The organism is Jatrophihabitans sp., assembly GCF_036000465.1.
Taxonomy (GTDB): Bacteria; Actinomycetota; Actinomycetes; order Mycobacteriales; family Jatrophihabitantaceae; genus Jatrophihabitans.
This window is the reverse complement of the sequence record NZ_DASYFV010000004.1, coordinates 137,333-152,267: the sequence shown is the minus strand read 5'-3', so window position 1 is coordinate 152,267 and position 14,935 is coordinate 137,333. Positions and strand designations below refer to the sequence as shown.

Here is a 14,935-nt window from a genome sequence, read left to right as displayed (position 1 = left end):
AACCTGTAGCGGCAGCAGTTCACCTAGTCGAGGTTTCCCGGTTCGGCTGAAGCAACTTTCCGCCTCGCTCAGTCCAAATAGTCGCGCAGTACCTGGGAGCGGGACGGGTGGCGCAGCTTGGACATGGTCTTGGACTCGATCTGCCGGATCCGCTCCCGGGTCACCCCGTAGACCTGGCCGATCTCGTCCAGCGTGCGCGGTTGCCCGTCGGTCAGGCCGAACCGCAGCTTGACCACGCCGGCCTCCCGTTCGGACAGGGTGTGCAGCACCGACTGCAGCTGGTCCTGCAGCAGCGTGAACGACACCGCGTCCACCGCCACCACGGCTTCGGAGTCCTCGATGAAGTCACCGAGCTGGCTGTCGCCCTCGTCGCCGATGGTCTGGTCCAGGCTGATCGGCTCCCGGGCGTACTGCTGGATCTCCAGCACCTTGTCCGGGGTGATGTCCATTTCCTTCGCCAGCTCTTCGGGCGTCGGCTCGCGGCCGAGGTCCTGCAGCAGCTCGCGCTGGATCCGGCCGAGCTTGTTGATGACCTCGACCATGTGCACCGGGATCCGGATGGTGCGCGCCTGGTCGGCCATTGCCCGGGTGATCGCCTGCCGGATCCACCAGGTGGCGTACGTGGAGAACTTGTAGCCCTTGGTGTAGTCGAACTTCTCGACGGCTCGGATCAGACCGAGGTTGCCCTCCTGGATGAGATCCAGGAAGGCCATGCCGCGACCGGTGTAGCGCTTGGCCAGCGACACGACGAGGCGCAGGTTGGCCTCGAGCAGGTGGTTCTTGGCCCGCTCACCGTCACGCACGATCCAGCGAAGGTCACGCCGCACCTGGGTGGTGAGCTTCTCCGAGACCTCCTCGGCCTGGCGCAGCCGCTCGGCCGCGTAAAGACCGGCCTCGATGCGCTTGGCGAGGTCGACCTCCTCCTCGGCGTTCAGCAGCGCGACCTTGCCGATCTGCTTGAGGTAGGCGCGGACGGAGTCGGCCGAGGCCGTCATCTCCGCGTCCTTGCGCGCCTGGCGCAGCGCCTCGGACTCCTCTTCCTCGTCCCAGACGATCTCGTCGCCCTCGGCGGCGGCCTCGGTGGCCTCGCCCTCGACGGCGGCGTCACCCTCGACGGCGTCGTCGGCGACGACACCCTCGACCGAGCCGGTGGTGGCCTTGGCCGCCTTCTTCGCCGGGGCCTTCGCGGCCTTCGTCGCGGCGCGGGTCGAGGCCGCTGCCTTGGCGGGGGCCGCCTTCGCCGGAGCGGCGGCCTTCGCGGCCGGACGCACGGTCGCCGTGGCGGTGCGCTTGGTCGCGCTCGCTGCCTCTACCCGGGAAGTGACAGGACGGACGGTTTCGTCTTCGGCCGAGGGCCGCTTGCTGGATACCACTGATGACCTTTCACCACGGAGCACGCACCGAACCTGTGGTCCGAGCGCGGGAACGAAGCCGCGGGACGCGGGTTTACGTGTTGGGGTCTCAGGCCGTCTGTTTGTTGGCTCAGGATCGAGTCCAGTACGTGCGCAGTGCCCTGGTTGACGATTGTACTGCCGCCGCGCCAGGTTGCGAGCCGGGTGCGGATCTTGGCGGGTCGCCCGCCGTTCCGCGACCGGAATCGAGCTATTCGCCGAGACGGTCGACAGCCGCCAGAGCGGCCCCGACGATGCCCGCGTCGTTGAGCAGCTGGGCCGGCTTCACGGGGGTCTTGAGTTCGAGCAGAGGGACCCACTTGTCGGCGTTCTTGCTCACACCGCCACCGACGACGAACAGGTCGGGCGTGAACAGCCGCTCGACGTGCGTCATGTAGTCGTTCACGCGCTTGGCCCACTTCTTGTAGGACATGCCGTGCTCGTCGCGCACCGACGCCGCGGCGCGCGACTCGGCGTCGTAGCCGTCGAGTTCGAGGTGGCCGAGCTCGGTGTTGGGCACGAGCACGCCGTCCATCAGCAGGGCCGAGCCGATGCCGGTGCCGAACGTCAGCATGATCACGACGCCGTCGACGCCCTTGGCCGCGCCGAAGCGGGCCTCGGCGATACCGGCCGCGTCGGCGTCGTTGAGCACGATGACCTCGCTGCCCGGGCCGACCGCCTCGGAGAAGACCTTGTCGGCGTCGGTGCCGACCCACGACTCGTCGACGTTGGCCGCCGACTGCGCGACGCCGTGCTTGATCACGGCCGGGAAGGTGGCCCCGATGAGACCCGTCCAGCCGGCCTCGCTGACCATCTCGGCGACGACCTTCGCCACCGCCTCGGGAGTGGCGGGCTGGGGGGTGAGGATGCGCTTGCGCTCGGTCACGAGCTCGCCCGTCGCCGTGTCGACCGGCGCGCCCTTGATGCCCGTGCCGCCGATGTCGATCCCGAAGGCCTGACCGGACGATGCTCCGGACCCGCTCATGAACACTCCTCGCTCGCGTCGATCTGGACCCTATTACGGATTGCGGGTCACGACGTGATGCTATGGACCGGTGATCGTCGCCGAGCAGGACCCGCCCGAGCCGGCGGCGCTCGAACGGATCGCGGTCGATCTGGCCGAGGGCGCCGCGGACGTCGTGCGGCAGAGCCGGGACCGCGACGTGATCGCGGCGAAGAGCAGCGCCACCGACCTCGTGACCGAGGTCGACCGCCGCACCGAGGCCTGGCTGGTCGCCGAGATCGGGCGGCGCCGCCCGGGCGACGCCGTGCTGGGCGAGGAGGACGGCAGCCACCGGGGGAGCACGGCGGTGCGCTGGGTCATCGACCCCATCGACGGGACCGTCAACTTCGTCCTCGGCCTGCCCCAGTACGCCGTGTCGGTGGCCGCCGAGATCGACGGAGTGGTCGTCGCCGGTGCGGTGAGCAACCCGGCGACCGGCGAGACCTTCCACGCCCACCGGGGCGGCGGCGCCTGGCTCGACGGGCAGCGGCTGACCGGCCCGCGCGACGTTCCGCTCTCGCGCGCCGTCATCGCCACCGGTTTCTCCTACGACGCGACCGAGCGGGCCCGCCAGGTGGCGATTGCCGGCCCCCTGCTGCCGCGCATCGCCGACCTGCGCCGGCTCGGCTCGGCCGCGCTCGATCTCTGCTTCGTCGCCGCCGGGCGGCTCGACGGTTACTTCGAGGCCGGCCTCAACCGGTGGGACTACGCGGCCGGCGCGCTCATCGCACAGGAGGCCGGGGCGATTGTGGCCGGACCGCCCGACGAGGCGCCGTCGAGCCGCCTGGTCGTGGCCGCCGGAGCGTCACTGGCCGGCGATCTCCTCGCCGCGCTCGGCGCGGCCGGCGCCGCGCGTCCCTGACCGGCGAGCGTTCTCAGCAGCTGGGCGACGACGACGGGGTGGCCGAGGCCGAGCCTGACGCCGGGGCGTCGCTCGGGGACGGGCTCGGCGCGGCGACGGTGACGTGGTCGCCGGCCATCGCCCGGCCGACCGCGGCGGGGAGAGCCACCTGGGTGAACTTGGCGCCCAGGGACACGACGACGGTGCTGCTGGTGAACGGCTGACCGACCAGCGTGGCCCCGGGGAAGTAGTAGCGCAGCAGGGTGGCCGCCTGGCGGCCGCGCGGGCCGAAGCGGATCTCGGCCGTGCTCAGGATCTTGTCGCGCTTGGCCGCGCTGTCGTTCTTGGCCAGGGCCGGCACGTTGAAGCCGTCCTGGGACAGGATCGTGCGGGCGCGGGCGGCGATGCCGGCCCGGCTCGTCGAGTTCAGCACGACGACCGTGACGTCGGCCGGCGCGGGCAGGGTGACCGTGGCCGCGGTGCTCGAGCTCGGACACGGGTTCGGCGACGCCGCGCCGCCGCTGTCGCGGTGCAACACCCGCCACCACACCAACCCGGTCAGCAGCAGCAGCGCGACGAGCGAGACCAGGGCCGGGAGCGGGCGCCGCGTCACGGTGCTGGGCACGACCGGACGACCCCCTCGGGCGGAAAACGCGGTCACGGGTGATCACCCCATGAGACCGGACTGATGAAGGGCGAGCTTAGCCGCGCCACCGCGGGGAATGCGTTCGACGGCCCGGCCGTTTGCCTGAAACCCGGGCGCGGTACCGTTCCGCGGCCGGGCGGAAAAAGGCCCTCGGAGACCCGTTCCGTCCATCGGGCACAAAACCGGGTTCCCGGACGTTGCAGCGCCGGACGGCACGGGACCCCGACACAGGACGAACAACGACCTACGACCCGAGACCGATCCACCGAACCGGACAACCTGATTCACCCCGCACGACCAGCACCCCCGCTGGCCCACCACGACCGTGGAGATCCCACGCAAGGAGTTGACGACCGGATGGCGACCGACTACGACGCGCCGCGTCGGGGAGATGTCGACGAGATCAACGAGGACTCGATCGAGGAACTGAAGGCCCGGCGTGCCGAGGCGCAGTCCGGCTCGATCGATGTGGACGAGACCGAACTCGCGGAGTCACTCGAGCTCCCCGGTGCCGATCTGTCCAGCATGTCCGGCGAAGAGCTGACCGTGCGCGTACTGCCGAAGCAGAGCGACGAGTTCACCTGTTCGTCGTGTTTCCTCGTGCATCACCGCAGCCGCCTGGCCCGCGAGAAGAACGGCCAGTTGATCTGCCGCGACTGCGCCTGATGCGCTGAACGACACACCCCACACAGCACCGAACACCCAGTGAGCCGCCGGGACACCCGGCGGCTCACGTCTGTTCGGCGGACCCTCTACAGGCTGGCCCGCAGGCCACCGCCGCCGTCGACGACCAGCACCTGACCGGTGATCCAGCCCGAGTCGGAGGACGCGAGGAACGCCGCCGCCGCACCGATGTCCTCGGGCACGCCAAGCCGCTGCAGCGGGTACTGCGCCGCTGCGGCCGCCTCGTCGTCGGAGTAGAGCGCCTCGGCGAACTTGGTCTTGACCACCGCCGGCGCGATCGCGTTGACCCGGATGTTCGGCGCGAGCTCGGCGGCCAGCTGGTAGGTGAGCCCGATGAGGGCGGCCTTGCTCACGCCGTAGTAGGCGATGCCCGGCGCGGGGGCCAGCCCGGCGACCGAGGCCATGTTCACGACCGTGCCGGGTCGCTCCCGGCCGAGGCCGGCGGCGACGGCCTGGCGGGTCCACAGCAGCGCGGCCAGCACGTTGACATCCATGATCTTGCGGGCGGCCGCCTCGTCGATGTCGGCGAGCTTGCCGTAGGCCGGGTTGATGCCGGTGTTGTTGACCAGGACGTCGAGCGAGCCGTACTCGCGGATCGCGGTGGCGATCGCCTCGGCCCGGTGCTCCGCGTCATCGGCCCGGCCGGCCACGGCGATGGCGTTCTCGGCGCCGAGCTGCGCGACGGCGTCGGCCAGGCCGTCGGGCTTGCGGGCGGTGACGACCACGCGGGCGCCCTCGTCGACGAGTCGCTGGGCCACCGCCAGACCGATCCCGCGGCTGGCGCCGGTGATCAGCGCGACCTGTCCCTCGAAACGGCGTCCGTGATCTGCAGTCATGCCGGCGAACCTATCGCCTGGTCAGTGGGCGCTCCGCATGGCCGTGACGAGCGCCTCAGGCCGGCGGCTGCTCAGCACCCAGTACGGGGTCGGGTCGTCCTCGTCGTCGATCCAGACCTGGACACCCGGACCGATCCAGGGACGGATCGACACGAACGCGGCCGGGTCGCCCTCACGGCCGACGACCAGGCGCAGCGTGCGGGCGTCGAGCGCCACCGCGCCGTTGACGTAGCGCAGCGGCAGATGCGCGCCGCCGCGCACGAACAGCTCGCCGTCGCGGATCTCGATGCGTCCGCGGCCGAGGGACCACACGATCACCGCGGACAGCGGGAGCAGGGTGCCGAAGGGGATCCAGTCGGTGAGCCGCAGACCGGCGATGTGGAACTCGGCGGCCAGTAGCCCGGCGACCCCCAGGCCGACGACGTACCACCACCACGGCGTGCGCAGCGACTCCCGGTACACGAGGTGATTGCTCGCGTTCGCGCGACTGTCGCTGCCGGAGGTCATGCGCCCGAGGGTAGCCTCAGGCCCCGTGACCATCGCTGCCGACGCTGCCGCTGTGCGGGGTGACGACGCGCACCCCACGGTGCTCGTGCAGCGCCTCGACCGGAACCTGCCGTTGCCGGTCTACGCCCTGCCCGGCGACGCCGGCGCCGACATCGTGACCGCCGTCGACGTCGAGCTTGCCCCGGGGGAGCGGGCGGTGCTGCCGACGGGTCTGGCGCTCGCGCTGCCGCCCGGCTTCGCGGCGTTCGTGCACCCCCGTTCGGGGCTGGCGGCGAAGGCGGGGCTCGGCCTCGTCAACGCCCCTGGCACGATCGATTCGGGCTATCGGGGCGAGGTCAAGGTGATCGTCATCAACCACGACCCGCGTCAGGCGCTGCGGCTCGGTCGCGGCGAACGCATCGCCCAGCTGGTGATCCAACGGGTCGAGCACGCCCGCTTCGTCGAGGTCGACGAGCTGCCGGACTCCGAACGGGGCGCCGGCGGTCACGGTTCGACGGGTGGCGCGGCCGCGCTGGCCGAGCAGGGTTCGCGAGGAGGACGGTAGAAGTGCCGGGACGACGCAGGCAGAGGCGCACCGACGCTTCCAAGATCGACGCCACGCCCCCGTGGGAGACGCGGGTGCGCGAGACCCCGGAGGCGACGACCGGCCCCTTCGACGAGCGGGACGCCCCGGAGGACGACGTCGCGCGGGTCGATCTCGGCGCGCTGCAGATCCCGGTCGGTGAGGGCTACGACATCCGGGTCGACGTGAACGAGGAGCAGCAGGTCATCGCGGCCACTCTCGCCGGGCCCGACGGCACCATGCAGCTCGGCGTCTTCGCCGCGCCGCGCAACGAGGGCATCTGGGACGAGGTCCGGGACGAGATCGCGCAGTCGCTCAACACCGGTCGCAAGTCGGCCGCCGCCGAGCAGGACGGCCCCTTCGGGACGGAGCTGCACGGCAACCTCCCCGACGAAACCGGCCGAGGCCTCGTGCCGGTGCGGTTCATCGGCGTCGACGGCCCGCGCTGGTTCCTGCGGGCCATGCTCGCCGGTCCGGTCGCGGCCGACCAGGCCCTGGCCGAGCGCTTCGAGGACGCGCTGCGCGGGGTCGTCGTGGTGCGGGGCAACGACCCGCTGCCGGTGCGCGAGCCGGTGCCGCTGCAGCTGCCCAGCGGGATCGAGATTCCCGACGGCGCACCGGGCAGCGCCAACGGTGCCGACTGACCTACCCTGGCACCGTGGGACGACGACACACGTTGCTGCACCGTCTGACGGCGAGTGCCGAGCGGCTCGACGCCTTCGACCTGCAGGAGAAGGTCGAGCAGCGTTGCTGCGTCCCGGTCAGCGAGTTGCAGCGCGGCAAGTCGGTCGAGGTGATGGGCCGGCTGCGCGCGGTCGTCTACACGCCGAGCGAGACCGTCCCCACCCTCGAGGCCGAGCTGTTCGACGGCTCCGACTCCCTCGACCTCGTCTGGCTCGGCCGGCGCCGGATCGCCGGTGTGGAGCCCGGCCGCCGCGTCGTCGCGCGCGGGCGCGTCGGCGTCCACAACGGTCGGCTGGCCATCTACAACCCGTGGTACGAGCTGCTGACCCCCGGGGCCTGACATGAGCGAGGACCGGCCGGTGAAGGCGGACCTGCGCGAGACGTACCGCCAGCAGCTCGTCAACAGCATCGGCGGCTGGCAGGGCGCGCTGATCACGGCGATCCCGACCACCGTGTTCGTCATCGTCAACGTGACGGCCGGACTGAAGCCGGCGATCATCGCCGCCGTCGCCACCGCCCTGGTGCTCACCGGCTACCGACTGGTGCGCAAGCAGCCGGTCCAGCAGGCGCTGTCCGGCCTGTTCGGTGTCGTCATCGCCGCGATCATCGCCGCCCGCACCGGCCAGGCCCGCGGCTACTTCCTGCTCGGCATCTGGACGAGCTTCGTCTACGCCGTGCCGTTCGCGATCTCCATGCTGGTGAAGCGGCCCCTCGTGGGGCTGCTCTGGGAATTCCTCGACCCGACGCCCTCGGACGACGACACACCGTGGCACCGGCGCCGTCCGCTGCTCATGGCCTACACCTGGTCGACCCTCGCGGCGACGCTCGTCTTCCTGGCCCGCGGGATCGTCCAGTTGCGCCTCTACGGCGACAAGGCGACCGGCTGGCTCGCCTTCGCCCGCATCGCGATGGGCTACCCGTTGTTCGCGATCGCCGCCGGCTTCGCCGTGCTGATCGTCACCCGCGCCCGGCGCCGCGTCACCGCCGCCTGAGCTGCGCCGGCTACGGCAGGACCGCGTTTCGGAGGTCGTCCTCGGAATTGGGGAGCGCGATGAACAGCAGCTCGTCACCGGCCTCCAGGGGCTCCTCCGGGGACGGGGTGATGACCCGCTTGCCCCGGACGATGCCGACGAGGGTGGTGTCCTTCGGCAGACGCAGGTCGCGCACCGGCTTGCCGGAGCAGGGGGCGTCCTCGGGCAGGGTGAGCTCGACCAGGTTGGCCTGGCCCTCGCGGATGCCGAACAGGCGCACGATGTCGCCGACCTCGACGGCCTCCTCGACGAGCGAGGCGAGCACGCGCGGGGTGGACACGGCGGTGTCGACGCCCCACGCCTCGGTGAACAGCCACTCGTTGGCGGGGTGGTTGATGCGGGCGACGACGCGGCGCACCGCGAACTCGGTCTTGGCCAGCAGCGACAGGACGAGGTTCGCCTTGTCGTCACCGGTCGCCCCGACGACGACGTCGCACTCCTCGAGGCGGGCCTCCTCGAGGTTGGCCACCTCGCAGGCGTCGCCCAGCCGCCACTCGGCGCCCTTGATGCGGTCGGGGATGACCTTGGCCGGGTCCTTGTCGATCAGCAGCACCTGATGGTGCTTGCCCAGCAGTTCGCGGGCGATGGATCGTCCGACGGCGCCGGCACCGGCGATGGCGACCCTCATGACTTGCCTCTCTCGGGGGCGCACGACGCGATGTCCTTCAGCGCCGGGACGTGATCGTCGGGCACCGCGACGTGCAGCTTGTCGCCGGACTGGATGAGCGTGCCGGGCACCGGCAGCTGGCCGGTGCCGAAGCGGGTGAACAGTGCCGCCCGGCTTCCGGTGGCCGCCTCGAAATCGGCGAGGGTGTGACCGATCCAGCCCTCGTGCGGCGCGACGGCCACCAGGGCGATCGTCCCGGACGGGTCGCGCCAGGCCTCGGACGTCGTCTCGCCGAGCACCGACTTGAGCAGCCGCGAGGACGTCCAGGGCACGGTGGCGACCGTCGGGATGCCGAGGCGCTCGTAGACCTCGGCCCGCTTCGGGTCGTAGATGCGGGCGACCACGCGCTGCACGCCGAACGTCTCCCGCGCCACGCGGGCGGCGATGATGTTGGAGTTGTCACCGCTGCTGACCGCGGCGAACGCGCCGGCCTGCTCGATGCCGGCCTCGATCAGCGTCTCGCGGTCGAAGCCGACGCCCTTGACGGTGCGGCCGGCGAAGCTGTCGCCCAGACGGCGGAACGCGAGCGGATCCTGGTCGATGATGGCGACCGTGTGCTCGAGCGGGGCGAGCTGCAGGGTCAGGGCCGCCCCGACGCGGCCGCATCCCATGATGACGATGTGCACGGCAGGACGCTATCCCAACCGCTCCTGGGAGCCGACATGCAGCCGCGCGCGCGCTCGGGCGCCACCGCCGTATCGTTCCTCGCGTGGCGGTACTCCCTCGCGTCCTCAAACGACTCATCATCGGCAGCCCGATGTCGTCCGAGCAGGCCGGGCACACGCTGCTGGCCAAGCGGCTGGCGCTGCCCATCTTCGCCAGCGACGCCCTGTCCAGCGTGGCGTACGCGACGCAGGAGATCCTGCTCGTCCTGACCGTGGGCGGCACCGCCTTCCTGTACCTCGCGCCCGGCGTCGCGGTCGCCGTCGTCGTGCTCATGGGCGCGGTCGTCATGTCGTACCGGCAGCTGGTGAAGGCGTACCCCACCGGCGGTGGCGACTACGAGGTCGCGACCAAGAACCACGGCCGGGCGGCCGGTGTGGTGGTCGCCAGCGCGCTGCTGGTCGACTACGTGATGACCGTCGCCGTATCGGTCTCGTCCGGTGTCGACAACATCATCTCGGCGGCACCGTCGCTGCATCAGTACCGCGTGACGATGGCCGTCGGCTTCGTCATCGTGCTGGCCGCGGTGAACCTGCGCGGGCTGCGGGAGGCGGGGCTGGCCTTCGCCGCGCCCACCTACCTGTTCGCGGCCGGCGTCTTCCTCATGATCGCGACCGGCCTGTTCCGGGCGTTCTTCGGCAGCACCCCGGTCTCGGAGAGCGCGCAGTACGGCATCATCGCCCACCAGAGTTCGTCGATCGGCTTCTTCGCCCTGCTGTTCTTCACGCTCCGCGCGTTCAGCTCCGGCTGCACCGCGCTCACCGGCGTCGAGGCGATCGCCAACGGCGTGCCCGCGTTCAAGGAGCCGAAGGCGAAGAACGCGCAGCTGACGCTCGTCGCCATGGGCACCATCGCCGTCTCGATGTTCATCGGCATCACCGCGCTCGCGCTGATCTCGAAGGTGCACATCACCGACCCGACCCAGAACAGCTGCCTGCTCCAGGGCGTCGTCGACTGCCAGCACCGCCCGCAGCGCACCGTGATCGCGCAGGTCGCCGGCGCGGTGTTCGGCGGGCCGCACTCGGTCGGCTTCTTCTACATCCAGGCCACGACGGCGCTCATCCTGGTGCTCGCGGCCAACACGGCGTTCAACGGCTTCCCGCTGCTCGGCGCGATCCTGGCCCGCGACAAGAACCTGCCGGGCCAGCTCAACAACCGCGGCGACCGCCTCGCCTACAGCAACGGCATCGTCGCGCTCGCCGTCGTCGCCGGCGCCCTCATCGCGATCTACCACGCCGACGTCACCAAGTTGATCCAGCTCTACATCATCGGGGTGTTCACGTCGTTCACGCTCGGCCAGAGCGGCATGGTGCGGCACTGGAACCGGGTGCTGCGCACCGAGCGCGACGCCAACGAGCGACGGCGCATCATGCGCTCGCGCATCATCAACGGCTTCGGAGCGTCGCTGTCGGGCATCGTGCTGGTGATCGTCGTCATCACCAAGTTCACGAAGGGCGCGTACCTCGTGCTCATCGCGATGCCGATCCTGTACGCGATCATGCGGGCGATCAACAAGCACTACAGCCGGGTCTCGGCCGAGCTGGTGAGTGAGGACATCGGCCTCGTGCTGCCGGCGCGCAACCACGTCGTGGTCCTGGTGTCGAAGGTGCACAAGCCGACGCTGCGCGCGCTCGCGTTCGCCCGCGCCACCCGCCCCGACACGCTGACCGCCCTGACCGTCAACGTCGACGACGAGGCCACCCGCGCGCTGCAGGCCGAGTGGGAGCGCCGCGACCTGCCGGTGTCGCTGACCGTGCTCGAATCGCCCTACCGCGAGGTCACCCGGCCGCTGCTGGGCTACATCAAGAAGCTGCGGGTCGACCGGCCGCGCGACGTCGTCAGCGTCTTCATCCCCGAGTACGTCGTCGGCCACTGGTGGGAGCAGTTGCTGCACAACCAGTCGGCGCTGCGGCTGAAGAGCCGGCTGCTGTTCCAGCCCGGGGTCATGGTCACCAGCGTGCCGTGGCAGCTCGATTCGAGCGCCAGCGCCGCCCGGCGGCCGCTGCGTCCCGACGGCCCGACCGTGCCGCCGAACGTCGCCGCCGCGACCGTCCCGACCCCGGTGTCGGCGACCGCAGGCTCGGGCACCGTGTCGGCCACGTCGTCGTCGGCCGCCGCGGCCACCCCGGACGACGGGGTGTCGGTCGGCAGTGGCTGAGTCCGGCCCGCTGCTCGGCCACACGCTCGACCTGACGATCGGCCCGCCCGCCCACGGCGGTTCGTGCGTCGCGCGGCACGAGGGGCGCGCCGTGTTCGTCCGCCACACACTGCCGGGCGAGCGGGTGCGCGCGCTGGTCACCGAGGACCGCGGGGGCGCCTTCTGCTTCGCCGACGCCGTCGAGATCCTCGCGGCCTCGCTCGACCGGGTCGTCGCACCGTGCCGCTTCGCCGGCCCGGGTGCGTGCGGGGGGTGCGACTGGCAGCACGTGGCGGGCGCGGCCCAGCGCGCGCTCAAGGCCACGGTCGTCCGTGACCAGTTCACCCGCCTCGCGCACCTCGACGTCACCGGCCTGCTCGCCGGCGTCGAGGAGCTGCCGGGCGGCCTGCTCGGCTGGCGCACCCGCAACATCTACGCCGTCGACCGCACCGGGGCGCCGGGGCTGCGGCGGCACCGCTCGCACGAGATCGTGCACGTCGACGCCTGCCTGCTCGGGGCCGAGCACGTCGGCGACGCGGCCGCGCTGGCCGACAGCTGGCCCGGCCTGACCGGTGTCGAGGTGGCGCGCGGCGACGGTGTCGAGGTCACGCTGCTGGCCCACCGCCCCGGGCCGGGCCGCCAGGCCCGCGGCCGCCGCCCGCCCGACCGGGTCGACGTGGTCGCCGGGCCACAAACCCTGGCGCACCGCGTCCTCGATCGCGAGTTCGAGGTCGCGGCCGGCGGGTTCTGGCAGGTGCACCCGGCCGCGGCCGAGACCTTCGCCCGGGCCCTGCTCGACACCGTGGCGCCGCGCCCGGGCGAGACCGTCATCGATCTCTACGCCGGGGCCGGGGCGCTGACCGCCGCGCTGGCCGGGGCCGTCACCGCCACCGGGCACGTCATCTCGCTCGAGTCGCACCCGGCCGCGGTGGCCGACGCGCAGCGCAACCTGGCCGACCTGCCCTGGGTCGAGGTGCAGCGCGGGCGGGTCGAACCGGCGGCGATCGAGGCCCTCGGCGTGCGTCCCGACGTGATCGTGCTCGACCCGCCCCGGGCCGGCGCCGGCCGCGCGGTGCTGGAGGCGCTGCTCGCCCAGCGGCCCCGCGTGATCGGCTACGTCGCCTGCGATCCGGCCGCGCTGGCCCGCGATGTCGCCACCGCGACGGCGCAGGGCTGGCGGCTCACCGCGCTGCGCGCCTTCGACGCCTTCCCGATGACGCACCACGTCGAGTGCGTCGCCTCCCTCGAACCCCCGGCGTGACCCGCGCGGCACCGCGAACATCGGGGCAACGCCGTACGATCGGGGCGTGACTCGAGTTCTGGATCGCATCGGTGGACCGGCCGATCTGCGCACGCTCGATGCCGACGACCTCGTGACCCTCGCCGCCGAGATCCGCGACCTGCTCGTCCACACGGTTGCCCGTACCGGCGGGCACCTGGGCCCCAACCTCGGCGCCGTCGAGCTGACCATGGCCCTGCACCGCGTGTTCGACTCGCCCACCGAGCCGATCCTGTTCGACGTCGGCCACCAGGCCTACGTCCACAAGATCCTCACCGGGCGGGCGGCGCAGATGCCGACCCTGCGCCAGGCCGGCGGCCTGTCGGGCTATCCCAGCCGGGCCGAGAGCCCGCACGACTGGATCGAGAACTCGCACGCCTCCACCGCGCTGTCCTACGCCGACGGTCTCGCCAAGGCCTTCGCGGTGCGCGGCGAGCGCCGCCCGGTCGTGGCCGTGGTGGGCGACGGCGCCCTGACCGGTGGCATGTGCTGGGAGGCGCTGAACAACATCGCAGCGAGCGACCGTCCGGTCATCATCGTCGTCAACGACAACGGCCGCTCCTACTCGCCGACGGCCGGCGGCTTCGCCCGCCACCTCGTCGGGCTGCGGCTCTCGCCCGGCTACGAGCGTGCGCTCGGCCGGGTGAAGGGCGCGCTCGACCGCACGCCGGTCTTCGGAGCGCCGCTCTACGACGCGTTGCACGGCATGAAGCGCGGCCTGAAGGACCTGCTCCAGCCGCAGGGCATGTTCGAGGACCTCGGCCTGAAGTACCTCGGTCCGGTCGATGGCCACGACCTCGCCGCCCTCGAGGACGCGTTCCGCATGGCCCGCGGCTTCGACGGCCCGGTGATCGTGCACTGCGCCACCCGCAAGGGCTTCGGCTACGCGCCGGCCGAGAACGACGAGGCCGACCAGATGCACCAGTCGCGCGGCTTCGACCCGGTCACCGGTCTGGCCCGCGCGTCGTCCGGGCGCAGCTGGACGTCGGTCTTCGGCGAGGAGATCGTCGCGCTGGGGGACAAGCGCGACGACATCGTCGCCATCACCGCCGCCATGTGCGAGCCGACCGGCCTCGGTGAGTTCATGCGCCGCTTCCCCGACCGCACCTACGACGTCGGCATCGCCGAGCAGCACGCGATGACCTCGGCGGCCGGGCTCGCCTCCGGCGGGCTGCACCCCGTCGTCGCCATCTACGCCACGTTCCTGAACCGGGCCTTCGACCAGCTGCTCATGGACGTCGCCCTGCACAAGCTGCCGGTCACCGTCGTGCTCGACCGCGCCGGCATCACCGGCGAGGACGGCGCGAGTCACAACGGCATGTGGGATCTCGCACTGCTCGGCATGGTGCCCGGCATCCGCATCGCCGCCCCTCGCGACGAGGCCACGCTGCGCTCGGCCCTGCGCGAGGCGGTCGAGGTGTCCGACGGTCCCACCGTCGTCCGCTTCCCGAAGACCCCGCTCGGCGAGCCGATCCCGGCGCTGCGCCGGGTGGGCGACACCGACGTGCTGGCCGAGCCCGACAGCGAGTCCGAGGTCGACGTGCTCGTCGTCGCGATCGGACCGATGGCCGCCGACGTGCTCGAGGCGGCCGGCTCGGTGCGGGGCGCCGGGTACTCGGTGCGGGTCGTCTCTCCTCGCTGGGCCACCCCGGTCGACCCGTCCCTCACGACGCTCGCCGAGCGAGCCCGACTCGTCGTCACGGTCGAGGACGGCGTGGTCACCGGCGGGGTGGGCTCGCGCATAGCGCAGACATTCCGCGACGCGGCGAGGGACGTTCCCACACGTCACATCGGCATACCGGTACGGTTTCTCGAACACGGCAGTGTGGCGGGCGTGCGAGCGTCCGTCGGTCTCACCGTTCAGGACATCGGACGGCGCATCGTCGAATGGTCGGCCATGATGTCGTCAGGGGCGTCGACAGACGACCAGGATGATGTCGCGTCGGCTCGACGCAGCGGTGAGGTCGGCGGGATTCTCGGCGACGAGTGACGGATCGGGTGGAG

General features: G+C 71.8%; 16 protein-coding genes. 9 read left to right on the top strand and 7 right to left on the bottom strand.

What is annotated here, in order from left to right; all coding sequences use genetic code 11:
• Positions 1-68 precede the first annotated feature (68 nt).
• Entirely contained in the window at positions 69-1,397 is a 1,329-nt protein-coding gene (locus tag VGN18_RS00985) for an RNA polymerase sigma factor (RefSeq protein ID WP_414655001.1), read from the bottom strand.
• Between the two features lie 205 nt (positions 1,398-1,602).
• Positions 1,603-2,376, bottom strand: coding sequence for a polyphosphate--glucose phosphotransferase (gene ppgK / locus VGN18_RS00980; protein ID WP_327537749.1), 774 nt, complete (start codon positions 2,374-2,376; stop codon positions 1,603-1,605).
• Between the two features lie 70 nt (positions 2,377-2,446).
• On the opposite strand from ppgK, the gene VGN18_RS00975 reads away from it, so the two are divergent.
• The gene (locus tag VGN18_RS00975; RefSeq protein ID WP_327537748.1) at positions 2,447-3,256 is read left to right on the top strand and encodes an inositol monophosphatase family protein; all 810 of its coding nucleotides are present in this window, start codon (positions 2,447-2,449) and stop codon (positions 3,254-3,256) included.
• A 13-nt stretch (positions 3,257-3,269) separates the two neighbouring features.
• Here VGN18_RS00975 and VGN18_RS00970 read toward each other — a convergent pair whose 3' ends face one another.
• On the bottom strand, positions 3,270-3,860 hold the full coding sequence (locus VGN18_RS00970; RefSeq protein ID WP_327537747.1) for a LytR C-terminal domain-containing protein: 591 nt from the start codon (positions 3,858-3,860) through the stop codon (positions 3,270-3,272).
• A gap of 378 nt (positions 3,861-4,238) precedes the next feature.
• Between VGN18_RS00970 and VGN18_RS00965 the strand changes: the two genes are divergently transcribed.
• Positions 4,239-4,547: a DUF4193 domain-containing protein gene (locus tag VGN18_RS00965; protein WP_327537746.1), complete on the top strand. Its 309-nt coding sequence runs from the start codon at positions 4,239-4,241 to the stop codon at positions 4,545-4,547.
• An 86-nt stretch (positions 4,548-4,633) separates the two neighbouring features.
• On the opposite strand, the gene VGN18_RS00960 is transcribed toward VGN18_RS00965, so the two are convergent.
• Positions 4,634-5,401 (bottom strand): SDR family oxidoreductase, encoded by a 768-nt coding sequence (locus VGN18_RS00960; protein WP_327537745.1) that lies wholly within the window; start codon positions 5,399-5,401, stop codon positions 4,634-4,636.
• A 21-nt stretch (positions 5,402-5,422) separates the two neighbouring features.
• Positions 5,423-5,908 (bottom strand): DUF3093 domain-containing protein, encoded by a 486-nt coding sequence (locus VGN18_RS00955; RefSeq protein WP_327537744.1) that lies wholly within the window; start codon positions 5,906-5,908, stop codon positions 5,423-5,425.
• A 25-nt stretch (positions 5,909-5,933) separates the two neighbouring features.
• Here VGN18_RS00955 and dut point away from each other — a divergent pair, with 25 nt between their 5' ends.
• From dut to VGN18_RS00935, 4 genes are all read left to right on the top strand, one after another.
• Positions 5,934-6,452 carry a dUTP diphosphatase gene (gene dut, locus VGN18_RS00950; RefSeq protein WP_327537743.1) on the top strand — a complete coding sequence of 173 codons (519 nt, stop codon included), beginning with the start codon at positions 5,934-5,936 and terminating at the stop codon, positions 6,450-6,452.
• Positions 6,453-6,526: 74 nt separating this feature from the next.
• A complete protein-coding gene (locus tag VGN18_RS00945; protein WP_327537742.1) occupies positions 6,527-7,114 on the top strand; it encodes a DUF3710 domain-containing protein in 588 nt (195 codons plus the stop codon).
• 14 nt (positions 7,115-7,128) lie between these two features.
• Complete coding sequence (locus VGN18_RS00940; RefSeq protein ID WP_327537741.1) at positions 7,129-7,494, top strand: OB-fold nucleic acid binding domain-containing protein; 366 nt, start codon at positions 7,129-7,131, stop codon at positions 7,492-7,494.
• 1 nt (position 7,495) lies between these two features.
• Positions 7,496-8,146 (top strand): DUF3159 domain-containing protein, encoded by a 651-nt coding sequence (locus VGN18_RS00935; RefSeq protein ID WP_327537740.1) that lies wholly within the window; start codon positions 7,496-7,498, stop codon positions 8,144-8,146.
• A 10-nt stretch (positions 8,147-8,156) separates the two neighbouring features.
• Here VGN18_RS00935 and VGN18_RS00930 read toward each other — a convergent pair whose 3' ends face one another.
• Positions 8,157-8,813 carry a TrkA family potassium uptake protein gene (locus VGN18_RS00930; protein WP_327537739.1) on the bottom strand — a complete coding sequence of 219 codons (657 nt, stop codon included), beginning with the start codon at positions 8,811-8,813 and terminating at the stop codon, positions 8,157-8,159.
• Positions 8,810-9,478: a TrkA family potassium uptake protein gene (locus VGN18_RS00925; protein WP_327537738.1), complete on the bottom strand. Its 669-nt coding sequence runs from the start codon at positions 9,476-9,478 to the stop codon at positions 8,810-8,812. Before VGN18_RS00925 ends, VGN18_RS00930 begins: the two co-directional genes overlap by 4 nt.
• 131 nt (positions 9,479-9,609) lie before the next feature.
• Between VGN18_RS00925 and VGN18_RS00920 the strand changes: the two genes are divergently transcribed.
• The 3 genes from VGN18_RS00920 to dxs are packed head-to-tail and all read left to right on the top strand — an operon-like array spanning position 9,610 to position 14,921.
• Positions 9,610-11,673, top strand: a complete 2,064-nt coding sequence (locus VGN18_RS00920) for an APC family permease (RefSeq protein ID WP_349259801.1) — start codon at positions 9,610-9,612, stop codon at positions 11,671-11,673.
• A complete protein-coding gene (locus tag VGN18_RS00915; protein WP_327537736.1) occupies positions 11,666-12,913 on the top strand; it encodes a class I SAM-dependent RNA methyltransferase in 1,248 nt (415 codons plus the stop codon). The genes VGN18_RS00920 and VGN18_RS00915 overlap by 8 nt, the downstream gene beginning before the upstream one ends.
• Positions 12,914-12,959: 46 nt before the next feature.
• Positions 12,960-14,921, top strand: a complete 1,962-nt coding sequence (gene dxs, locus VGN18_RS00910; protein ID WP_327537735.1) for a 1-deoxy-D-xylulose-5-phosphate synthase — start codon at positions 12,960-12,962, stop codon at positions 14,919-14,921.
• Positions 14,922-14,935: the final 14 nt, after the last annotated feature.

What these genes read in the sequence shown, in the direction of transcription:
- ppgK (WP_327537749.1), bottom strand. Translation starts at nt 2,376, where the DNA reads ATGAGCGGGTCCGGAGCATCGTCCGGTCAGGCCTTCGGGATCGACATC.
- VGN18_RS00965 (WP_327537746.1), top strand. Translation starts at nt 4,239, where the DNA reads ATGGCGACCGACTACGACGCGCCGCGTCGGGGAGATGTCGACGAGATC.
- VGN18_RS00960 (WP_327537745.1), bottom strand. Translation starts at nt 5,401, where the DNA reads ATGACTGCAGATCACGGACGCCGTTTCGAGGGACAGGTCGCGCTGATC.
- VGN18_RS00955 (WP_327537744.1), bottom strand. Translation starts at nt 5,908, where the DNA reads ATGACCTCCGGCAGCGACAGTCGCGCGAACGCGAGCAATCACCTCGTG.
- VGN18_RS00935 (WP_327537740.1), top strand. Translation starts at nt 7,496, where the DNA reads ATGAGCGAGGACCGGCCGGTGAAGGCGGACCTGCGCGAGACGTACCGC.
- VGN18_RS00930 (WP_327537739.1), bottom strand. Translation starts at nt 8,813, where the DNA reads ATGAGGGTCGCCATCGCCGGTGCCGGCGCCGTCGGACGATCCATCGCC.
- VGN18_RS00920 (WP_349259801.1), top strand. Translation starts at nt 9,610, where the DNA reads ATGTCGTCCGAGCAGGCCGGGCACACGCTGCTGGCCAAGCGGCTGGCG.